The organism is Sphingobium sp. (genome assembly GCF_049304695.1).
Lineage (GTDB): Bacteria > Pseudomonadota > Alphaproteobacteria > Sphingomonadales > Sphingomonadaceae > Sphingobium.
In genome coordinates, this window is the sequence record NZ_JBAQOK010000079.1 from 1 (window position 1) to 22,056 (window position 22,056).

20 protein-coding genes are annotated in these 22,056 nt (G+C 62.2%); 11 read left to right on the forward strand and 9 right to left on the reverse strand.

What is annotated here, in order from left to right; translation table 11 throughout:
* Positions 1 to 253 precede the first annotated feature (253 nt).
* The 3 genes from WA070_RS14045 to WA070_RS14055 form a co-directional block, all read right to left on the reverse strand.
* The gene (locus WA070_RS14045) at positions 254 to 505 is read right to left on the reverse strand and encodes a hypothetical protein (RefSeq protein WP_422634552.1); all 252 of its coding nucleotides are present in this window, start codon (positions 503 to 505) and stop codon (positions 254 to 256) included.
* A 67-nt stretch (positions 506 to 572) separates the two neighbouring features.
* The gene (locus WA070_RS14050; protein WP_422634553.1) at positions 573 to 1,019 is read right to left on the reverse strand and encodes a hypothetical protein; all 447 of its coding nucleotides are present in this window, start codon (positions 1,017 to 1,019) and stop codon (positions 573 to 575) included.
* Between the two features lie 587 nt (positions 1,020 to 1,606).
* The gene (locus WA070_RS14055; RefSeq protein ID WP_422634554.1) at positions 1,607 to 2,968 is read right to left on the reverse strand and encodes a cation:proton antiporter; all 1,362 of its coding nucleotides are present in this window, start codon (positions 2,966 to 2,968) and stop codon (positions 1,607 to 1,609) included.
* 231 nt (positions 2,969 to 3,199) lie between these two features.
* Here WA070_RS14055 and WA070_RS14060 point away from each other — a divergent pair, with 231 nt between their 5' ends.
* The 4 genes from WA070_RS14060 (at position 3,200) to WA070_RS14075 (ending at position 10,577) form a co-directional block, all read left to right on the forward strand.
* On the forward strand, positions 3,200 to 4,120 hold the full coding sequence (locus WA070_RS14060) for a glucokinase (RefSeq protein ID WP_422634555.1): 921 nt from the start codon (positions 3,200 to 3,202) through the stop codon (positions 4,118 to 4,120).
* Positions 4,121 to 4,183: 63 nt separating this feature from the next.
* Positions 4,184 to 6,070 (forward strand): molecular chaperone HtpG, encoded by a 1,887-nt coding sequence (gene htpG, locus WA070_RS14065; protein ID WP_422634626.1) that lies wholly within the window; start codon positions 4,184 to 4,186, stop codon positions 6,068 to 6,070.
* Positions 6,071 to 6,255: 185 nt separating this feature from the next.
* A complete protein-coding gene (locus WA070_RS14070) occupies positions 6,256 to 7,662 on the forward strand; it encodes a glycoside hydrolase family 43 protein (protein WP_422634556.1) in 1,407 nt (468 codons plus the stop codon).
* Positions 7,663 to 7,670: 8 nt separating this feature from the next.
* Positions 7,671 to 10,577: a TIM-barrel domain-containing protein gene (locus WA070_RS14075; RefSeq protein WP_422634557.1), complete on the forward strand. Its 2,907-nt coding sequence runs from the start codon at positions 7,671 to 7,673 to the stop codon at positions 10,575 to 10,577.
* A gap of 1 nt (position 10,578) precedes the next feature.
* Here WA070_RS14075 and WA070_RS14080 read toward each other — a convergent pair whose 3' ends face one another.
* The 5 genes from WA070_RS14080 to WA070_RS14100 all read right to left on the reverse strand — a co-directional run bounded on the left by WA070_RS14080 (position 10,579) and on the right by WA070_RS14100 (position 14,052).
* The gene (locus WA070_RS14080; protein ID WP_422634558.1) at positions 10,579 to 11,328 is read right to left on the reverse strand and encodes a spermidine synthase; all 750 of its coding nucleotides are present in this window, start codon (positions 11,326 to 11,328) and stop codon (positions 10,579 to 10,581) included.
* Positions 11,325 to 11,654 (reverse strand): DUF6481 family protein, encoded by a 330-nt coding sequence (locus tag WA070_RS14085; protein WP_422634559.1) that lies wholly within the window; start codon positions 11,652 to 11,654, stop codon positions 11,325 to 11,327. Before WA070_RS14085 ends, WA070_RS14080 begins: the two co-directional genes overlap by 4 nt.
* A gap of 307 nt (positions 11,655 to 11,961) precedes the next feature.
* Entirely contained in the window at positions 11,962 to 12,309 is a 348-nt protein-coding gene (locus tag WA070_RS14090; protein ID WP_422634560.1) for a BA14K family protein, read from the reverse strand.
* Between the two features lie 29 nt (positions 12,310 to 12,338).
* Entirely contained in the window at positions 12,339 to 13,106 is a 768-nt protein-coding gene (locus WA070_RS14095; RefSeq protein WP_422634561.1) for an EF-hand domain-containing protein, read from the reverse strand.
* Between the two features lie 73 nt (positions 13,107 to 13,179).
* A complete protein-coding gene (locus WA070_RS14100) occupies positions 13,180 to 14,052 on the reverse strand; it encodes a LysR family transcriptional regulator (protein WP_422634562.1) in 873 nt (290 codons plus the stop codon).
* Between the two features lie 95 nt (positions 14,053 to 14,147).
* Between WA070_RS14100 and WA070_RS14105 the strand changes: the two genes are divergently transcribed.
* The 6 genes from WA070_RS14105 to WA070_RS14130 all read left to right on the forward strand — a co-directional run bounded on the left by WA070_RS14105 (position 14,148) and on the right by WA070_RS14130 (position 20,447).
* A complete protein-coding gene (locus WA070_RS14105; RefSeq protein ID WP_422634563.1) occupies positions 14,148 to 15,293 on the forward strand; it encodes an isovaleryl-CoA dehydrogenase in 1,146 nt (381 codons plus the stop codon).
* Positions 15,290 to 16,891: a carboxyl transferase domain-containing protein gene (locus WA070_RS14110; protein WP_422634564.1), complete on the forward strand. Its 1,602-nt coding sequence runs from the start codon at positions 15,290 to 15,292 to the stop codon at positions 16,889 to 16,891. The genes WA070_RS14105 and WA070_RS14110 overlap by 4 nt, the downstream gene beginning before the upstream one ends.
* 72 nt (positions 16,892 to 16,963) lie before the next feature.
* Complete coding sequence (locus WA070_RS14115) at positions 16,964 to 17,281, forward strand: GIY-YIG nuclease family protein (protein ID WP_422634627.1); 318 nt, start codon at positions 16,964 to 16,966, stop codon at positions 17,279 to 17,281.
* A gap of 33 nt (positions 17,282 to 17,314) precedes the next feature.
* A complete protein-coding gene (locus tag WA070_RS14120; protein WP_422634565.1) occupies positions 17,315 to 19,162 on the forward strand; it encodes an acetyl/propionyl/methylcrotonyl-CoA carboxylase subunit alpha in 1,848 nt (615 codons plus the stop codon).
* Positions 19,162 to 19,614, forward strand: coding sequence for a MaoC family dehydratase (locus WA070_RS14125; RefSeq protein ID WP_422634566.1), 453 nt, complete (start codon positions 19,162 to 19,164; stop codon positions 19,612 to 19,614). The genes WA070_RS14120 and WA070_RS14125 overlap by 1 nt, the downstream gene beginning before the upstream one ends.
* Positions 19,611 to 20,447 carry an HpcH/HpaI aldolase/citrate lyase family protein gene (locus WA070_RS14130; protein ID WP_422634567.1) on the forward strand — a complete coding sequence of 279 codons (837 nt, stop codon included), beginning with the start codon at positions 19,611 to 19,613 and terminating at the stop codon, positions 20,445 to 20,447. The genes WA070_RS14125 and WA070_RS14130 overlap by 4 nt, the downstream gene beginning before the upstream one ends.
* A gap of 44 nt (positions 20,448 to 20,491) precedes the next feature.
* Here the strand turns inward: WA070_RS14130 and WA070_RS14135 are convergent, their stop codons facing one another.
* Entirely contained in the window at positions 20,492 to 21,484 is a 993-nt protein-coding gene (locus WA070_RS14135; protein ID WP_422634568.1) for a glycosyltransferase, read from the reverse strand.
* Positions 21,485 to 21,841: 357 nt separating this feature from the next.
* Here WA070_RS14135 and WA070_RS14140 point away from each other — a divergent pair, with 357 nt between their 5' ends.
* Positions 21,842 to 22,009 (forward strand): hypothetical protein, encoded by a 168-nt coding sequence (locus tag WA070_RS14140; protein WP_422634569.1) that lies wholly within the window; start codon positions 21,842 to 21,844, stop codon positions 22,007 to 22,009.
* The last annotated feature ends 47 nt before the right edge of the window (positions 22,010 to 22,056 follow it).

Consider the following 22,056-nt stretch of genomic DNA (forward strand, 5'->3'; position numbering starts at 1 on the left):
TCGGGCTACGCCCTCCCTACGCCGCGCGCAGCGCAAGGAAGCCCGTCACATCAACGCTCCGCCATCCTGACAGGGGGTCCCTTTTGCGCGCCGATAAGGGGTCCCGTTTGCACGCCGATTGACAGCCAATCATAACAAGAACCCCAACAAGAAGGACAAAAGAAACGCTCTCGAAAATACTGCACGCTGGCAGACTGAACCCCTTTGCCCCCCGTATAGGCACGATCGCCTGGAAGGACCCAAAGGGGGGGCATCAATGCGGGCGCGGCTGATCGCCCGCCTGCCATTCGGCCAAGGTCGGGCCGATCAGCGCGACAAGCAGGCCCGGTGCAGCCAAGCGACCCACTTCCCGCTCAATGAGTACCGTCGCGGCCGTCATCATCGCTCCGATTTGCTCTGCCGCGTCCGGCGACACAAGATGAGCTTGGCGTAGCATATCCTCGGCGAGGGCCTTGTTCCGCTCGACTTGAGCCAGCAGGCCTGCACGTTCATTTATCTGTTTCATACCTTAGTCGCCTAGCTTGTTGGAAGGATGGAGCGGCGAGCGCCGACGTTGGATTGATGATGCAGGATCATGATCGACCGGACCCTTTCGGGGACAGCGCAAGTTTGATGCGAGCCATGCGAGCGCGCATCCCTTGCAGTTCAGTGATGATCTGATCGAGGTCGTCCAGCGTGACGCTTACAGCTTCGCGCACCTTGCGCCCGTCGGTTACTGGCATCGAGCGCGCAGGCACCGGCTGGCCCGCGAAGTCACCTAGCACTGCATCGCGGTAGAATACTGTGCTGGACTTCGAGTGGCGATGCCCGTTCGCTTCCATGAACGATCGGATGACACGCGGCGAACTGGTCGCGACGTCGTGCTTATCGGCCCAGACTTCATAGGCAGCCTTCAGCTGGTCAGCTGCGAGGCGAGCGCCCGGCGAATGACGGACATGATCGCGATAGAAGTCGGCGAAGGTATCCGATGGCGAGCCGGTCAAAAGCAGGCCTTCAAACTGCATTTGGGAGCTTATCATTTCTTCTTCCCTTTCAAGGGAGGGATAATGGGAGGATAGAAAGTAATAATATCAATAAGTTGATTGATGGAGGGAGCATGGGAGGAAGAAAGTAAGCTCCTACGTGCGCGCGCCTGTGCGTGCGTATGGGCGCGCACGCATGTGTGCGGACTTCTTGCTATTTGCCTCCCGCACGCTCCCACGCTCCCGCAACCGCAGATTTACGTGCTTCCCGCGTTGTCTGATCCTCCCGCGCAACGGTTGCGCGCGGGAGTGAGGGAGGATCGCCCGCGATCCAATTGGATTGAAGTATTCAAAAGGGGGTGAGGGGGTGCGCCGTGTTAGGACGCAATCTGGCGCAAGGAGAGCCGATGACAGGTTAGCCATCACATACTGAACCCCGCAGAAAAGCGTGGGTCGCTTTGACCGGGTTAGCCGACGTAAGTCTTTGAAATGACGAAGCTCAAGAAGCCCCGTCGGGTGCACCATTATTTGCCTCAAGCGTCGGCGCGGGCATCCGCTATCTTGGCTTTTTTCGCATAAGCTCGGGCGGCCGTTCGGCCTTGCGAACCCTTGCGGGTTCGAGCGCCCATTTGCGACAAGGGCCGTCAGGCGGCGACCAGCTCCGCGTCGCGTGCTTCCAGTTCGCCGGTCTGGCGGGCTTTGCGGCCATAGACGGCTTCGAACAGCGGGGTCGCCATCACGGTCGTCACGATCGCCATCAACACCAGCATCGAAAATAGCGTGGGGCCGATAATGCCCTTTTGCAGGCCAATGTTGATGATGATGAGTTCCATCAGTCCTCGCGAATTCATCAGTGCGCCGATGCCGAGCGCGGTCCGGTTGTCCTCCCCCGTTAGCCGCGCTGCGGCATAGCAGGCACCGAATTTGGCGAGGATGGAGGCAGTCAGGATCAGGCCAGCGGTCAGCAGCAGCACGACCGAGTTGACCATGTCCATGCGGGTATTGAGGCCCGAATAGGTGAAGAACATCGGCAGCAGCAGGACGACGGCGATCGGCTCCACCTTCTGCTTCAATTCCTCCACGAACCGCCCGCGCGGCATGCATACGCCCATCAGAAAGCCGCCAAAGATGGCGTGAATGCCGATCGCGTCCATCAGGAAAGCGGACAGGCAGAACAGCAGCATGGTGATGGCGAGGATATTCATGCTCATGGCCCCGCGCCTTTCGACGGCGCGACCCAGCGGCGCAAGCAGCTTGCGGCCAAAGAGCAGCATGAAAGCGGTGTAGAGTATCGCCCCGCCGATCGCGATCACCGCGACGCCCGCGCCCGCGCCAAAGGTTGCGAGCACGATGGCCAGCACGCACCAGGATGCGGCGTCGTCGAAAGCGCCCGCCGTCAGCGTCAATGTGCCTAGCGCCGAGTTGGACAGGCCGTTTTCGTTGATGATGCGCGCCAGCATCGGGAAGGCCGTCAACGCGATGCAGGCACCCATGAACAGGGTCGCGTTCGACTGGCTGATCCCCGGCGTGAAAAGGCCCGGCACGGTGATGAGCATCGGCGTGATGAGCGCTGCCAGAAGGAAGGGGGCGATTATGCCTGCGGCCGACACGGCGGCGGCGCTCTTCGCCTTGGATCGGAAATGATCGAGGCGCAGCGTCAGGCCGACCATGAACATGTAGAGGCCAACGCCCAGTTGCGCGCCGACATAAAGCATATTGCGCGTATCTTTGGGGAAGATCGCATTTTGCAGATCGGGGAAGATCAGGCCGAGCAGCGAGGGGCCAAGCAGAACGCCCGCGATCATTTCACCCACGACCTGCGGCTGTTTCAGCAGCCTTTGCCCCAGCCAGCCGACGATGCGGCAGGTGGCGATGATGATGGCGAGTTGCAGGAAGAAGTGGATGCTGAAATCGGACGGGGTGTAGCTTTGGCCCGTGTTGACGACAGGACCATGGGGGTTGAGCACGTCGGTCAATACCCGCCAGGCTTCGCTGAGCCAATTCATCCGCCATCCCCCCAAAAAATAAGCATCGGGCGCATCTGCGCGCGCCTTGTTCCGAAACCATGACCCCATTCGTTGCACGAACCACGAGCGATGACGAGTGGAAATAAGATAGCGCAATCATTTTCATGATGACGCGGGTTGGAATACCACCTTTCGCGCATTGCCTTCCGACGTAATATCGTTACGCAACCCTAAAGGCAAAAATGCCGACGGACAGAGAGGATGGGCAGAATGCGGCCGCTGTTGGCTTCTATCGAGCAGGATGAAGCGGCTATTTTGGCCTGCGTAGGATCGGACGGCGTGGAATTTGCGCTGCCTTCATCCACGCCGGGTGAAGTGCATGGCGTCGAATATATCGATGCCGCCGATTGTCCGACATTTACCGATGCCTTGATGCGCTTTGCTTCGGCCCATCGGCTGGTGCTCAGGGATTGTCGGCTGATCATGTCAGTCGCCGGAGCGGTCAACGGGGCGACGGTGCGCACGACCAATGGACGCTGGTTCATATCCCTGTCGGGCCTGCGCGCGGTGACGGGGGTCGAGCCGCTGATCCTCAACGATGTGGCGGCCATGGCATGGGCGACGGCGGAGCGGCCCAGGGCGGCACCCTATGGCGTCGCCGCCGATCATGGCCGACCGCAAAAGGGGCGGCACGCCGTCATCTCCGCTTGGCGGGGCGGTCTGGGCGCGGCCTGCGTCGACCGGTGCGACGGATTTCTGAAAATCGTCGAAAGCGAGGCGGGGCATATGCCTTTTGCCGCGCAGACGGAGGATCAATGGTTGATGGCGAAGGCGTGTATCGCCCGCCATGGCGATGCGTCATATGAGCGCATCCTGTTCGCCCTGATGGATGGGCAGGCGCTGCACCGGCCGATCGTCGGCAGCGAACTCAACGACCTGTTCGTCACCCTGCTGGGCCACTATAGCGCCGCCGTCACCCTGACCTATACGGCGTGGGATGGTCTGTATCTGTGCGGGTCGGTGTTCGAACGGATCGCGTCGCCCGCCTATGCCGGCGCATTCCGCACCGCGTTCGAGGGGCAGGGCAAGTTGCGCGCGATGTTGCAGCAGACGCCCAGCCAGATGTTTCAAATGCGCAACGGGTCGCTCAGCGGATTGTCGATCCTTTACAGCCGGACCCGCAAAGGCTGACTTGCAAAAAGCGCGTCGTCCCGCCATTTCCCCGCCATCGACCATTGCATGGGGCATAGCATGATGACGACAGAGACACAGACGACTGCCGCGACTCACGCTTTCGAAGCGGATGTTTCGAAGCTGCTGCACATGATGGTGCATTCGGTCTATTCCGATAAAGACGTGTTCCTGCGCGAGCTGATTTCCAATGCGGCCGACGCCTGCGAAAAGCTGCGCTATGAAGGCATCGCAAAACCGTCGTTGCTGGGTGACGATCCGCAGCCGCGTATCAGCATCATCCTTGACGCCGATCAGGGTCGCCTGACGATCGAAGATAATGGCATCGGCATGAGCGCCGCTGACATGGGCGAGACGCTTGGCACGATCGCGCGGTCGGGGACCAAGGCGTTCATGGACAAGCTGGCAGCCGAAGCGGGCAAGGAAGGGTCGCAGCTGATCGGCCAGTTCGGGGTCGGATTTTATTCCGCCTTCATGGTGGCTACTCAAGTGGAAGTGTTTTCCCGCAAGGCGGGGACGGACGAGGCGGCAAGCTGGACGTCCGACGGGTTGGGCACTTACACGATCGCGCCGGTCGATCTGGATCAGGCGCCCAAGCGCGGGACGCGGGTAGTGCTGCACCTGATGGATGACGCCAAAAGCTATGCCGAGCGATATACGGTCGAGCGGATCGTCAAGGCGCAGTCGGGCCATGTGCCGGTGCCAATCATCCTGTTCGAAAAGCCCGATGCGGAGGGCGCGGACATTGCCGATGGCGCGGCGCTGTGGCTGAAACCCAAGGCGGAGATCAGCGAAGAGGATTATGCCGATTTCTATCGTAGCGTCGCGGGGCAATATGACAGCCCGGCGCATACGATCCATTACCGGGCCGAGGGGCGGTATGAATATTCGGTCCTGACATTCATCCCGCAGACCAAGCCGTTCGACCTGTTCGATCCCGACCGCAAGGGGCATATCAAGCTATATGTCCGCCGGGTGTTCATCACCGACGAGGCGCAGATATTGCCGCGCTACCTGCGCTTCGTGCGGGGGCTGGTGGACTCGGCCGACCTGCCGCTCAACATGTCGCGTGAGATGATACAGGACAGCCCGGTGCTGGCCGCGATCCAGAAGGGTGTGACGGGGCGGTTGCTGACCGAACTGGAGAAGCTGGCTGCCAATGATGCCGACGCTTATCTCAAGATCTGGGACAATTTCGGCGCGGTCCTGAAGGAAGGGCTGTATGAGGATTTCGAGCGGCGTGAGGCGCTGCTGGGCCTTGCCCGGTTCCGCACCACGAGCGCGCAGGACAGCTGGCGTTCGCTCAAGGACTATGTCGCGGACTTCAAGGAAAACCAGACCGCCATCTATTATGCGACCGGCAGCGACCTGGATCGGCTGTCGACATCGCCGCAGTTGGAGGGGTTCCGGGCGCGCGGGATCGAGGTGCTGCTATTGCCCGATCAGGTGGACAATTTCTGGACCACGGTTGGCGTCGATTATGAGGGCAAGCCGTTCAAGTCGGTGACGCAGGGCGGCGCTGACCTCAGCCTCATTCCGCTGGCTGAAGGGGCGGACAAGCCTGCCGCTGCGGAGAGCGGGGCGGTCGATGGGTTCCTGGCTTTTGCGAAGGAAGCGCTGGCCGATGCGGTGTCGGACGTGCGGGTTTCGGATCGGTTGACGAGCAGCGCGGTGTGTCTGGTCGCGCCGGAAAGCGGGATGGACCGGCAGTTGGAGAAGCTGTTGGCGGGCGCGGGGCAGTTGCCGCAGGCGGCCAAGCCGGTGCTGGAAATCAACCCGGCCCATGCCCTGATCCAGAAGCTGGCGGCGAGCGATGACGCCGATGGGATGAAGTCGGATCTGGCGCATTTGCTGCTGGATCAGGCGCGAATTGCCGATGGCGAGCAGCCCCATGACGCGCGGGCCTTTGCCGAGCGGCTGGACCGGTTGATGAGCAAGGCTGTCGGGTAAAATCAGTCAGCATTAAGGGGCGACTGGACCGGTCGCCCCTTTTGCAATTTCCAGAGTGAGGACCACAGCTTTTGCGCATTGGTGGCGTAGGGCGTTCCTACATATGTCGGAGTAATTCGGCTGGCATGATCGGATCGATCATGTTACCGTTAACATACTGACGTCTGTAGGAGAGATTGCCAGCCATGCCGTTTACGCGCTCGTTTCTGGTTGCCGCTTGTCTGGCGGCCAGCCTGTCCATGACTGTTTCGATTCCGGCCGCGCGGGCCGACAATCCGATCATCCAGACCCGCTTTACCGCCGATCCCGCGCCGTTCGTGCATGATGGCGTGGTGTATCTCTACACCAGTCATGACGAGGACGACACGCAAAGCGGGTTCAAGATGCTGGACTGGCGGCTGTATAGTTCGACGGACATGGTGAACTGGACGGACAAGGGCGTCGTGGCATCGCTCAAGACATTTCCATGGGCCGTGCAGAGCAACGACGCCTGGGCACCGCAGGTGATCGAACGCGACGGCAAATTCTATCTTTATGCACCGATCAGCGTCGCGGGATCGCCCAAGAATGTGATCGCCGTCGCGGTGGCGGACAAGCCGGAGGGGCCATTCAGGGATGCGATCGGCAAGCCGCTGATCGCGCCGGGCAATGGCTATATCGACCCGACCGTGTGGATCGACGATGACGGTCAGGCCTATCTCTACTGGGGCAATCCCAGCCTGTGGTACGTCAAGCTGAACAGGGACATGATTTCCTATTCCGGCCCGATCCAGAAGGTCGTCCAGCCATCCGATTATCAGGAAGGGCCGTGGTTCTATAAACGGGCGGGCCATTATTACATGGCCTATGCATCGACCTGCTGCCCCGAAGGGATAGGCTATGCGATGAGCAAGGGGCCGACCGGGCCGTGGGTTCACAAGGGCAAGATCATGGACCCCAGCCCGCGTTCCACCGGCAACCATCCCGGCATCATCGACTATAAGGGCAAATCCTATCTGTTCGGATTTCACTATGAACTGAATTTCGACATGACGCCGATCCACCATGAGCGGCGGTCGATCAACGTCACCAGCTTCACCTATAATGCCGACGGCACCATCCCCAATCAGCCCTGGTGGGACACGAAGGGCGCGGCGCAGATCGCACCCGTCGATCCGTACAAGCGGGTAGAAGCGGAGACGATCGCCTGGACGTCGCGGATCAAGCGCGACCGGGACCGGCCCTATGACTGGGCACCGGGCGTGCTGACGGCGGCGGATGACGCGCGTGGAATGATTGTCACGCGCACCACGAACCGCAGCTATATCAAGGTGGCGGGGGTCGATTTCGGCAAGGACGGGGCCAGGACGTTCGTGGCCAATGTCGCCAACGCGCTGCCCGGTGCGCAAATCGAATTGCGGGTCGATGGCCTGACCGGGCCTGTGATCGGCACGCTGGCAGTTGGCGCGACCGGCGCGGCGGGGCAGTGGCGGGAGCAATCGACCAAAGTGTCCGGCGCGCGCGGGGTGCGCGACCTGTTCATCCTGTTCAAGGGGAAGGGGGACGACGAACGCTCGCTGCTCGATTTCGACTATTGGCGTTTTGCACGATGAGCCGCCGCATGATGACCCCTTTTGGCATGAGCGCGCTGGCGTTCGTTCTGGCCTTGACGCCTGCATGGGCGCAAGCTGCGCCGCCGACCGGGTTAGACAGGCTGGGGCAGATTCAGGCGCTGGTCCCGGCGGGGGACGCAGCGTTCCATTTTCAAAAGCTGCGCAGCGGGGTGCAGTTCCGGCTGAACGGCATCACCAAGTCAGTCATCTTCTATTCGCCCACGGTCGTGCGGGTGAATGCCAATCTGGGCGCGTCATACTGGACCCAGCACAGCCTGGTCGTCATTCGCGAACCTGAGGCGGTGCCTTTTACCGTACGCGAAAGTGCCGATACGCTGGAACTGGTCGGGCAGAAACTGCGCGTGAGCATCGACAAGGCAACCGGGGCGCTGACCTATCATGATCCGTCCGGGCGACTACTGACGCGCGAGAAGGCGGAGGCTCCGCAGTCGATCGAGAAGCGCACTATCTCTGACGCGCCTACCTATGAAGTGGAGAACAGCTTCACGTTGCAACCCGATGAAGGGATTTACGGGTTCGGCTTTACCGCCGATGATGCGGTCAATCGGCGGAACAAGGAATTGCTGCTGGTCCAGACCAATGTCGGCATCATCATCCCGGTGATGGTATCGACGCAACGTTACGGCATATTGTGGGACACATATTCCCAGATGCGGTTCAAGGATGATGCGCAGGGCGCGCGGTTGTGGGCCGAAAGCGCGCCGGGCGGGGTCGATTATTATTTCATGGCAGGCGATACGATGGATGGCGTCGTGGGCGCCTGTCGCTGGCTGACCGGGGACGCGCCGATGGTGCCCAAACAGGCGTTCGGCCTGTTCATGAGCAAGGAGCGTTACCCCACGCAGGACCGCATCGTCGAGGTCGCCCGGACGTTTCGCAAGGAAGGCTTCCCGCTCGATTATATCGTGCAGGACTGGCAATATTGGGGCAGCGACCGCGACGGCACATGGTCGGGCATGATATGGAACCCCGAACGCTTTCCCGATCCTGTGGGGATGAGCCGGGCGATCCACGACCTGCACATGAAGCTGATGGTGTCGATCTGGCCATCGGTGGGCAATGATACAGCGTTGGCGCGCGAACTGGACCAATATGGCCTGCGCTTCAAGCCGCTGCACTGGATTTCCAAAAAGGCGCGGGTTTACGACGCCTATAGCGCCAAGGGCCGGGAGATATATTTCAAGCATATCAAGTCCGGCCTGCTCGACAAGGGCGTGGACGCCTTGTGGATGGACGGGACGGAGGTCGAGGTGAGTTCTGCCATGTGGAACCCCGTCGACAATGTGCGTGACACCAAAGCGCTGGGGCATAATGCGATGGGCGATTTCACCCGTTATCTGAACCCCTATTCGCTGCTGACGACCCAGGGCACCTATGATGGCCAGCGTGCGACCAGCGACAAGCGGGTGTTCACGTTGACGCGATCAGCTTGGGCCGGGGCGCAGCGCACAGGCGCGGTGTCATGGTCGGGCGATATCTACGCCAGTTGGAAAACATTCGCACAGCAGGTGGCCGGTGGCGTCAATGTGACGGTGACGGGCAATCCCTACTGGACGCAGGATACCGGCGGATTCTTCGTCAGCGATTTTCCCGGCGGGGAAAAGAACCCGGCATGGCGCGAACTGTTCGCGCGCTGGTTTCAATATGCCGCGTTCAACCCGATCATGCGCGTGCATGGGACGAGTGTGGAGCGCGAACCCTATATCTTCAAGACGCTCGACCCGCCGGTGTATAAGACGCTGCTGGACACGGTGAAGCTGCGCTATCGGTTGCTGCCCTATATCTATAGTCTGAGTGCGCAGGTGACGGCGGATCGCTCCACGTTGATGCGGCCGCTGGCGATGGATTTCCCCGATGATGTGGCAGTGCGCAACATCAATGACAGTTTCATGTTTGGATCATCGTTGCTGGTGCATCCGGTGACGCGGGCGATGTATAATATCCTGCCATCCCTGCCGACGATGGTGCCCGCGCAGCATTTGCGCACGGCGGACGGGAAGCCGGGGCTGGATGTGCAATATTTCGCGGGTGAGAATTTCGAGACGCCGCGTGGCAAGGGCGTGGACGCGAAGATCGACCATACATGGCCCGATCCGCCACTGGCCGAAATGCCGCCGGGGCTGACCTCGCTCAGCCATTTTTCCGCGCGGTGGGACGGCACACTGATCGCGCCGGAGGATGGCGAATATGAGATCGGGCTGAACGGCAATGACGGGATGCGGATGTCGCTGGGCGGGACGGTCGCGATCGACGAATGGACCCGTAGCGCGACGCGTACGCGCACGGTGAAGCGGACGTTGAAGAAGGGCGAGGCGTTGCCGGTGCGGCTGGAGTTTTCCCATCCCGAAGGCGGGCGGGTGTTCCGCTTCGTATGGCGGACGCCGACCGAGTTGCAGCGGGATAAGGCTGCGATCAATGCGCCGCGCGACCTGACGATGCGGACCTATCTGCCGGTAGGGTCCGACTGGTATGATTATTGGACCAACCAGCGGTTGCATGGCGGCGAGACGGTCGCGCGGGAAGCGCCGCTCGACATCATGCCGCTTTATGTGCGGGCCGGGTCGATCGTGCCGATGGGACCGGTTATGCAATATGCGACGGAAAAGCCGGACGCGCCCTACGACGTGCGTGTCTATGCGGGTGCGGACGGGCGTTTCACGCTCTATGAGGATGACAACGAGACCTATGCCTATGAAAAGGGGCAGTCGGCGCGCTATGATTTGGCATGGGATGACGCGAAGCGGACGCTGACCATTGGCGCGCGGCGTGGCACGTTTCCGGGGCTGGTCAGGCAGCGGACGCTCAACATTCAGGTCATCGGTGCGGCCAATGGCTTGGCCGAGCGCAGTCTGACTTATGACGGGCGGGCGCAGACCGTGCGCTTTGGCGGCTGAATTATTGCAGGATGGAGAGGCGCAGTTCCGCGTCGATGCGGCGGGTGGCGAACCAGATGATGTGGGTCGCGTCTTCGCCGTCGATGACGACCGGGACGGTGACTTCATCGACATCGAACCCGGCTGTTTCAAGGCGGGTGACGAAATCGGCGTCGCCATAGGCGGACCAGATGGCGAGGATGCCCTGCGGGCGCAGGGCTGCATGGGCCGCGCGCAGGCCCCAGTTGCAGTAGAGCCGTTCGTTGGCGATGTGGATCAGCCCGTCCGGGCCATTGTCGACATCGAGCAGGATGGCGTCATAGCCGGTCGTTTCGCGCATGATGACATCGTGGACGTCGGCCATGACGAGCGAGACGCGGGCGTCGGTCAGATAATCGTGGAACAGATGTTCCAGCGGTCCCTTTGCCCATTTCACGATGCGCGGGATGAGTTCCGACACGGTCACGCTGGCAGTGGCGGGGAGCGCGCGTAGCGCGGCACCCAGCGTGAAACCCATGCCAAGACCACCGATGAGAATCCGGTCCTGACCATCGGTCAGCCGCTGGCAGGCGAGCGTGGCGAGCGCTTCTTCCGATCCACGTACCTGATTGCCCATCAGTTCGGTGTCGCGAAAACGGATCGAATAATCATCGCCCCGCCGCATCAACCGCAGGCGTCCGCCGTCAGGCAGATCGGCGGTGTCGAGGAGTTCGACGGGGATGTCGGCGCGGACGGTGATCGTGGTGAGAGTGTCGCTCGCCTGTTCGATCATCCCCGGTTTTTTCGCGCGAGATAACGCGCGTCGCGGGCGGCCTTGCGTTCTTCTTCGGTCAGCACTGGCTTTTGCTTGGCAGCCGCGGCGGCTTCCTTTTCGGCGGCCAATGCGCGCTTGGCCAGCTTTTCCTCTTTGGCGGCCTGCAATGCGGCCTGACGCTTTTCACGGGCGGCGGCTTCCTTGGCGAGGCGGCGTTCGGCGCGCTTTGCTGCTTCGGCATCGTCCACCTGTGGTTTGTCGCGCAGCTTTTCCAGAACCTCCGTCCTAGCGCGCGCTGCCGCAGCAATGCGATCTTGAAACTGTGGTTCTTTATATCTTTTCATACGGAGCAATTTCCTGTCTAAAATATGGTCGTAATAGTGCGCGGGTGGTCGCCGCGCGCATGAATTTTCGACTGGTGTCGCACGATCACCGGCACGCGCGGTAACCCGTGCATCCCGGCTTTGAGAGGCAGATATGGGATAAAGAAGAGCCTGAGGGCGGCCCAATATCCGTCACGCGCGACGTTCAGCAGGTCGCCCCTAGCACGGACCGGCGCAGTTTCAAAATCCGCCGTCGATCGGGCGGCGGCAGCGCCTGTTTCGGCGGCGGAAAGGCAGGCGGCGGCATAGTGCCACCGCCCTTTCCACATCAGAGCGTGCAGTGGCGACGGATGTTGCTGCGTACCACATACATGTCGGTCCGGCGGTCATAGCTGCGATAGCGGGCGGCGCAGCGATCGGCATGGCTGGATCGGCCAGGCCTGTTCGATGCCATGCCGCCGGACTGAGGGCGACGGGCATCGGGTTTGTTGCGATCAGCACCGCGATTGGCGGAGGGCATGGGTCGGGCGTCTTGTTGGCGGTCAGGCTGACGATCTCTTGCCTGTTCGGCAGTCGTTCTGTTCGATGAAGGACGCGCGCTGCGGTCCTGCGCATTGGCGGCGCCAGTTGCCAGTAGTGCGGCGAGCGTAAGCGTAAGGAAGGTGTAGTTCCGCAAGGTTGAAACTCCGGTTTCAGGGACGATATTTAACAGGTTTGTCCCGTTGGGCAGGGCATGGGTCGGGCGTCTTGCGGTCCGGGCCTCGGCCCTCGCCCTGGCCCTGCTCCCGGTCCACGTCGGGGGAGGGGGCGCAGTTCGTCCAGGGTCAGCCAGCCGTCATGGTTGGCGTCGGCGGCATCGAACCGCTTGCCTTCATAGTCGAGCAGTTCCTGAAGCGAGAGGCCCGCGTCATAATTGACGTTGGCCTGCGCGATCAGCGTGACGCTGAGCGGTTCGATGAAGGCGGCGAGGCTTTGCTGTGCCGGATCGTCGCCAGCGTCCGGCATGATGGCTTCGGCGATGGGACCGTTGCGATCGCCCAGCGCCTGCACTTCCGACGAGGCGACCGATCCCATCTGCGTTTGCCAGGCGATGAATTCGTCCTGGCTGATCGCGCCGTTTCGGTTGGTGTCGATCCGGGCGAAGCGGGCGCGGATGGCGTCGGCGCGGCGCGTTTCGAACAGGGTGCGCAGTTCGTCGATCGTCACCATGCCGTCGCGATTGACGTCGGCGGTGCGGAACATATCGGTGACCATCTTGTCGAAGCGATCGCGTTTGATCGGCTTGGGTAGAGCAGGACGGCGGGGGCCGCCCATTCCTCCGGGCGGGCCACCACCACCACCACCGGGTCGCCCGCCGCCGCCTTGCATGCCGCCGCTATCCATTCCACCCATTCCGCCCATACTGTCCTGCGCGAGGGCAGGGACCGAGCAGAACAGCAGGAGCGGGAATAGTCCCAAAGACAGTCCGCGCATCGATATTCACCCCTTAGACCAAGACACTGCTGTTCGAAGACGCTGTCAGCGGTTCAATCCAGTATATATGATCTCAAGGCTGCATAAGGGCGGCGCCAAGGGCGTTCAGCAGGGGCGGCGGTTCGGACTCCAGCCCTTCCTGTTTATGGGCGAAGGCGAATCCGATCGTGCGTTGGAGCGTGAAACCCGCAAGGCGCGGTCGGGCGACGCCGGGATAGTGGTAGCTGGACGGCATGACCGTGATGCCAAGGCCCGCCGCGACCATTTGCAATATGCGTTCGTCATTGGTGGTGCGCATGGCGAAATGGGGGCGGACGCCGCGTTCCGTGAAATAGCGGCTGGTTTCCGACAGGGCTTCGCAATGGCGGCGGATCATCATGACATTGTCGGACAGGTCTTCGGCGGCGATTTCCGCGCGCGCCGCAAGGGGGTGATGATCGGGGGCGGCCAGCGCATAGCCCTCCTGCATCAGCGGCTGTTCGAGGAAGCGGTCGCCGCCCCGGTCCACCAGCGTCAGTGCGACGTCGATGCGGCCGCGCGCCAGATGAGCGATCAGTTCGCGTTCGGTGGCGTAGATGATTTCGACCGGGGATGCGCGGTCGGCGGCGTGGGTCGCGGCGACGGCCGATGCGATGATGGCGCCCGATATGCTGTGCAATATGCCGATGCGAAGGGTGGGCGCGGTCGCGACGCTGGTCATCGCCTGCTGCGCCAGATTGAACTCCGTTTCGATGCGACGGGCGTGCGTCAGGAAGCGGGTGCCGTCGCTGGTCAGTTGCACGCGCTGGCTGGATCGGAAGAAAAGGGCGGTGCCGAGCGAGCGTTCCAGCTTTGCGATGCCCACGGACAGAGTGGGTTGCGACACGTTACATTGCACGGCGGCGCGGGAGAAGGTGCCATGATCGACCACAGCGAGAAAATAGCGAAGCAGATAGCGGTCCAGCATAGACGCCATCTATACAGTGCTTAGCCATCTTTCAATTTTTCTATTGGCGGCGACAAGGGTAGGATGCGGGCAAGGCCAAGGCCAGGGAGAGAGATATGAGCCATTTCGATTTTGCGCTGGGCGACAATGCGGACATGATCCGGGAGAGCGCGGCGCGCTTCGCCGACGACCGGATCGCGCCGCTGGCCGCCAGAATTGATGCGGACGACTGGTTCCCCCGCGACCTGTGGCGGGAAATGGGCGCGCTGGGCCTGCACGGCATAACAGTCGAAGAGGAATGGGGCGGGCTTGGCCTGGGCTATCTGGAACATGTGGTCGCGCAGGAAGAGGTGGCGCGGGCGTCTGCTTCGGTGGGGCTGAGCTATGGCGCGCATTCCAATCTGTGCGTCAATCAGGTGCGGCGCTGGGGCAATGCCGCGCAGAAGGCCAAATATCTGCCCAAGCTGATTTCGGGCGAGCATGTCGGCAGTCTGGCCATGTCGGAAGCGGGCGCGGGGTCGGACGTCGTGGGCATGAAGCTGAAAGCCGAAAAGCGCGGCGATCATTATGTTCTGAACGGCACGAAATATTGGATCACCAACGCGCCCTATGCCGACACGCTGGTCGTCTATGCTCGGACGGGCGAGGGGTCGCGGGGCATCACGACCTTCATCATCGAAAAGGACATGGCCGGATTTTCGATCGGGCAGAAGATCGACAAGATGGGGATGCGCGGGTCGCCCACGGCGGAACTGGTGTTCGACGATTGCGCGGTGCCGGAAGCCAATGTCATGGGCGATGTCGGCGGGGGCGTGGGCATATTGATGTCCGGGCTGGACTATGAGCGCACGGTGCTGGCGGGCATCCAGTTGGGCATCATGCAGGCGTGTCTGGACGTGGTGCTGCCCTATATTCGCGAGCGCAGGCAGTTCGGCAAGCCCATCGGCGCGTTCCAGTTGATGCAGGCGAAGGTGGCGGACATGTATGTCGCGCTCAATTCGGCGCGCGCCTATGTCTATGCGGTGGCCAAGGCGTGCGATGCGGGGCGCACGACGCGCTTCGATGCGGCCGGGGCGATATTGCTGGCCAGCGAAAATGCGGTGCGCGTGGCGCTGGAGGCGGTGCAGGCGCTGGGCGGGGCTGGCTATACGAAGGACTGGCCGGTGGAGCGGTTCGTGCGAGACGCCAAGTTGCTGGACATCGGCGCTGGCACCAATGAGATCAGGCGGATGCTGATCGGGCGGGAGTTGATCGGGGCATGAGCGCGCCGGTGATCGAGAGCAAGGTCGCGGTCGGTAGCGAAGGCTATGTCAAGGCCTATGCCCATAATCGCGCGCTGGCGCAGGGTTTGCGCGATCGCGTCGCGGCAGCGGCGCTGGGCGGGACGCAGGGCGCGCGCGACAAGCATGTGGCGCGGGGCAAGCTGTTGCCGCGTGAGCGGGTCGAGCGGCTGCTCGATCCGGGGTCGCCCTTTCTGGAGATCGGTCAACTGGCGGCCAATGGGCTGTATGGCGATGAGGTGCCGGGGGCCGGTATCATTGCGGGGATCGGGCGCGTTGCGGGGCGGCAGGTCATGATCGGGTGCAACGACGCGACGGTGAAGGGCGGCACCTATTATCCGCTGACGGTGAAAAAGCATCTGCGCGCGCAGGAGATCGCGCTGGAGAACCGCCTGCCGTGCATCTATCTGGTGGACAGCGGCGGCGCGAACCTGCCCAATCAGGCGGAGGTGTTTCCCGACAAGGAGCATTTCGGCCGCATCTTCTTTAATCAGGCGAACCTGTCCGCGCGCGGCATCCCGCAGGTCGCCTGCGTCATGGGTAGCTGCACGGCGGGCGGTGCTTATGTCCCGGCCATGTCGGACGAGACGGTGATCGTGCGCAATCAGGGGACGATATTCCTGGCCGGGCCGCCGCTGGTACAGGCGGCGACGGGCGAGGTCATCACTGCCGAAGCGCTGGGCGGGGGCGATCTGCATGGGCGCACGTCGGGCGTGGTCGATCATGTCGCGGACGATGACGACCATGCATTGACGATCGTGCGGGACATCGTGTCGACATTCCAGCCGGATCTGAAGGCCGACATCAATGTGCGCGATCCCATGCCGCCCCGCTATGCGGCAGAGGAGTTATACGGCCTGATCCCCGACGATGTGCGTGCGCCCTATGACGTGCGCGAAGTGATCGCGCGGATCGTGGATGGCAGCGAGTTCCACGAGTTCAAGGCGCTCTATGGCACGACATTGGTGTGCGGTTTTGCGCATATCTGGGGCATGCCGGTGGCCATTTTGGCCAATAATGGCGTGTTGTTCAGCGAGAGCGCGGTCAAGGGCGCGCACTTCATCGAACTGGCGTGCCAGCGGCGCATCCCGCTGCTGTTCCTGCAAAATATCTCCGGCTTCATGGTGGGGGGTAAATATGAGGCGGAGGGGATCGCCAAGAATGGCGCGAAGCTGGTGACGGCGGTCGCCACGGCGCAAGTGCCCAAGATCACCGTGCTGATCGGCGGGAGTTTCGGGGCGGGCAATTACGGCATGTGCGGGCGCGCCTATAGCCCGCGATTCCTGTTCACATGGCCCAATGCACGCATTTCCGTGATGGGCGGGGAGCAGGCGGCAAGCGTGCTGACGACGGTGCATCGCGATGCGGCGCACTGGACGCCCGAACAGGCCGAAGCGTTCAAGGCGCCGGTGCGGCAGAAATATGAGGAAGAGGGCAACCCCTATTACGCCACGGCGCGCCTGTGGGACGATGGCGTCATCGACCCCGCACAGACGCGCGACGTGCTGGGCCTCGCCTTCGCCGCGACGCTGAATGCGCCGATCGGGGATCGGGCGCAATTTGGCGTGTTTCGGATGTGATGGGGGTGGATTATATTCCTCGTCATGCTGAACTTGTTTCAGCATCCATTTGGCGGCACGCTCTGCCCCGCGATGGAAAAGCAACCGTGCGTCTATATTCTCAGCAGCGCGCCCTATGGTACGCTCTATATTGGCGTAACGTCCAACCTGATTGCACGCCTTTACCAACATCGCACCGGCAGCGTTCCGGGGTTTACCAGTCTCTATGCAGTTCATCGTCTGGTCCGGTTCGAGATGTTCGGCGATATGGAGGGCGCGATCCTGCGGGAAAAGCAGCTCAAGCGCTGGCATCGCCAGTGGAAAATCAACCTGATCGAGAGCGAGAATGTTCATTGGGTGGACCTTGCGCCGTCGATCGGGCTTCCGCCCTTGCTGCGCGATGGATGCTGAAACAAGTTCAGCATGACGGTTTGAGAGGTGTCGGTGCTTAAGTCTCTGCTCATCGCTAATCGTGGCGAAATCGCCTGTCGGATCATTCGCACGGCGCGGGCGATGGGTATTCGCACTATCGCGGTCTATTCCGATGCCGATGCGCAGGCGCTGCATGTGCGGCAGGCGGACGAATCGGTGCATATCGGGCCGTCGCCTGCGCGGGACAGCTATCTGGTGGGGGAGCGGATCATTGCCGCCGCGCGGACAAGCGGGGCGGAGGCGATCCATCCGGGCTATGGTTTCCTGTCGGAGAACGCCGCCTTTGCGCGGGCGGTACTGGACGCGGGGTTGATCTGGGTCGGTCCCGGCCCGGACTCCATCACCGCGATGGGCATGAAGGATGCGGCCAAGAGCCTGATGCAGGCGGCGGGCGTGCCGACGACGCCCGGCTATCTGGGCGAGGATCAGGGCGCGGAGCGGCTGGCGTGGGAGGCCGATGCGATCGGCTATCCGGTGCTCATCAAGGCAGTGGCCGGTGGCGGCGGCAAGGGGATGCGCAAGGTCGAGACGGCGGCCGACTTTGCCGATGCGCTGGCGTCCTGCCGCCGCGAGGCGCTGAGCGCGTTTGGCAACGACCATGTGCTGCTGGAAAAATGGGTGACGAACCCGCGCCATATCGAAGTGCAGATATTTGGCGATCATCATGGCAATGTCGTCCACCTGTTCGAACGCGACTGTTCGATGCAGCGGCGGCACCAGAAGGTGATCGAGGAAGCGCCTGCGCCCGGCATGGACGAGGCAACCCGGCAGGCGATCTGCGCAGCGGCGGTGCGGGCCGCCAAGGCGGTCGATTATGTCGGCGCTGGGACGATCGAGTTCATTGCGGATGGTAGCGAAGGGCTGCGCGCGGATCGCATCTGGTTCATGGAAATGAACACGCGGTTGCAGGTCGAACATCCCGTGACGGAGGAGATTACCGGGCAGGATCTGGTCGAATGGCAGTTGCGGGTCGCGTCGGGCGAGGCGTTGCCCAGGCGGCAGGACGAACTGGCTATCAACGGCTGGGCGATGGAGGCGCGGCTTTATGCCGAAGACCCGGCGAAGGGTTTCCTGCCGTCAACGGGCATGCTGGAGACATTCGATCTGGGCGATGCCTATCGCATCGATACCGGCGTGGAGCAGGGGGCGGCAATTTCGCCCTATTATGACCCGATGATCGCCAAGGTCATTGCGCATGGGGCGGATCGGGACACGGCGCGGGCATCGCTGGCGGGTAGTCTTGCGGATGCGGCGGTGTGGCCGGTGCGGACCAATGCGGGCTTTCTGGTCAAGCTGCTGGAGCATCCCGATTTCGTGGCGGCCAATCTGGATACCGGGCTGATCGGGCGGGAGGGGGATGGCCTGTTGCCGCCGTCTGCCCCGTCGGTCGAGGCTATGGAGGATGCGGCGGCTGTGCTGGCGCCTGCCGGGCCTATGGCGGGGTTTCGATTGAACGCGGTGGCGAAGCGGGACGCGCTGTTCCTGCTGGATGGCGCGCCGGTGTCCGTCATGCTGAGCGGGGACGACGAAGTGCGCGAGGCAATGTCGTCCGTACTGATCGCCGAGGGCGGGCAGGTGTGGGAATTGTCGTGCTGGCGGCATGCGGGCGGCGGGGCCGGCGCGGCGGGGGATGGTGCAATCATTTCGCCGATGCCCGGCCGGATCATCGCCGTTGCCGTGGCAGAGGGTGAGGCGGTGACGAAGGGGCAGAAGCTGATTACGCTGGAGGCGATGAAGATGGAGCATAGCCTGATCGCGCCCTTCGACGGGGTGGTGCGCGACCTGAACGTCGTGGAAGGCGGACAGGTCAGCGAAGGCCATGTTCTGGTCAAAATCGAAGCCGCGCCGGAGGACAAATAATGGCCGGGCGCTGGTTCGAGGATTGGGCCGTGGGCGACCGGATCGTCCATGACATTCGCCGCACCGTCACGGAAACCGACAATCTGCTGTTTTCCACGATGACGCATAATCCGCAGCCATTGCATATCGATGCGGAGGCGGCGCGGGCGTCCGAATTTGGCCAGATCCTCGTCAACGGCACCTTTACGTTCGCGCTGATGGTCGGGCTGTCGGTGGGGGATACGACATTGGGGACGCTGGTCGCCAATCTGGGCTATGACAGGCTGATCATGCCCAACCCGGTATTCATCGGCGATACGATGCGGGCGGAAACGCAGGTCGATGCGGTGAAAGAGAGCCGGTCGCGGCCGGGGGCGGGGATCGTCACCTTCGCCCATCAACTCATCAACCAGCGCGACCAGATCGTGTGCCAATGTCTGCGCAGCGCGCTCATCAACCGACGCCCGGCATGATGCTGCGTTCGCTGCTGTTCGTGCCCGCCGACCGGCCTGAACGCTTTGCCAAGGCGGTGGATAGTGGGGCGGATGCGATCATATTGGATCTGGAGGATTCGGTCGCGCCGGAGCGGAAAGCCTATGGACGGGGGGCGATTGCGGAGTGGCTGGCGGGGGACAGACCGACGCCAGCTTTCGTGCGGGTCAATCCGTTGGATGGTGAGGCTATTGCGGACGATCTGAACGCGGCTCTGGAGGCGCGGCCGGACGGATTGATGCTGCCCAAGGCGGAAGGCGCGGCGTCGATCGAGGCGTTGCTGCGCATGGCGGGCGGGCGGCCTGTGCCGCCGATCCTGCCCATTGCGACGGAAACGCCTGCTGCCATTTTCGAACTGGGCAGTTATCGGTCCGTCGCCCGGCATCTGGCGGGGATCACATGGGGGGCGGAAGATCTGCCCGCCGCGATCGGGGCATCGACGTCGCGGGAGGCGGATGGGCGTTATACGCCCCCTTATGAAATGGTGCGCGCGCTGACGTTGTTCGCGGCCCATGCCTGCGCCGTCCCGGCGATCGAGACGGTGTTTCCCACGATCGAGCCGGGGCATGATCTGTGCGCCTATATCGCGCGGGCGCGGCGCGATGGCTTTACCGGCATGATGGCCATCCATCCGCGACAGGTGGAGGCTATCAATGCGGGGTTCATGCCAACGGACGAAGAGATTGCCCATGCGCGGGCTGTCGTCGAGGCGTTTGCGGCGCATCCGGGCGCTGGCGCGCTCAAACTGGATGGCAGGATGATCGACCGGCCCCATTGGGTGCAGGCGCGGCGGATATTGGATATGGTGGGCTGATGGCTTCTTTCTGAACGGAAGGGTGGACTATGAAGTCTGAGCCTTTATCGGTTCGCCGTCAGGTCGATTGATCCGAGTGGCTGATCGGGTGACGTGCGTTTACGGAACAGGCCGGTCAGCAGGCCGAGCGCGCTGACATTCCAGGATGCGAGCGAATAGATGCCCAGACGCAGCGAGCCGCGACGGAGCGACAGCAGGGCCAGCGGTCCCAGCAGCAGGATGGCGAGCAGCAGCCAGCGGGCTGGCGTGAACAGGCTCACCACGATCGCCAGCCACCAGAGCATGACGGCAAATCCGTTGCGCACATGGCCAAGGCTGGTCAGAACGGTGGACAGATGTGCGTGGCCGATCGCGCCGCGCAGCACTTCGCCCGGCGCACCGGCATAGCCCGACCGGAACCGCTTCATCAGCAGACTGTAGCCGCCGGTCGTGTGGCCGAAATGATCGACGGCGGGATGATCGATGCGGGCCATCTGCCAGCCCCGGCTGCGGAGGCGCGCAGCGAGGTCAAATTCCTCGAACGCGTGCAGGTTGCGATCGGCGAAATAGCCGACCTGACGCAGGGCCGCCATGCGATACAGCCCGCCGCAGTCGAGCCGATCCACCGCGCCGGGCGACCAGTGTCCGTCGTCGCGGACTGCCTTGGCGCGAATCTGGAACTCTTCATTATCGACATTGCGTTCGTTGACGATGCCGCCGACCGCCGCGCATTGCGGATGCGCCTCCAGATAGGCGATGCCCGCTTTCAGAAAATCGGGGTGCAGCACCATGTCGCCGTCGAGGATGTAGAAATAATCCCCATCGGCATGCTGAAAGGCCAGTTGCGCGCCTGCGCCGCAGCAGCGTTCGGCAGGATTGGCCAGTTGCACGATGCGCACGGGAAAGGTCTGTGCGATCGCGACCGTGTCGTCGATCGACCCGCTGTCGGCCAGGATCACCGTGCCACCCATCGGCGCGACGGCGGCCACCGCGCTGCTTAATGTGCGCGCGATATTGCGACCTTCGTTCAATGCCTTGATGCCGACTGTTACGGACACGCCTGTCTCCCAATGATAAATGATACCATTCCTGCTCACGTCAAAGAGCGCAACACATAGTATTTTGCGGCAGCGGTTCGAGGTTCGATGAATATATTATGACTGATCCGCTGCTGGCCGACGAACCGTGTATCTTCGCAGATCAAAAGCGCGGCAGAACGCGGCACATAATGCCGAAATTTTGGCAGCGATGCTACGGGTTGAAAATAAAATATAGCTAATACAACACGATAACCGGCAAATTTTGCAGGCGATTAATTTTTTTCATGGGCGAAAAAACCGTGCCACTATGAAACAAAACTATGCTAGGCTCGTTTTAATAAGACATAATATTACATAATGAGAGGATGTTCAAAGATGTCGGGCTATCCAAGTCCAAGCTACCAGAATACCGGTCCTGCCTTCTATTCGATCGAGCAGACCCATGCGGCTGAGCCTTTGATTCACTGGGCTTCGCGTATGGCAGGATATGCGTCTTTGGCAGCTGGCCTGATCCTTGGGATCTGCGCGCTCTTCGTCTTTTAAGCACAGACTGGACCAAGATTAGGCCGGATCGTCGCTTAAAAGCACAT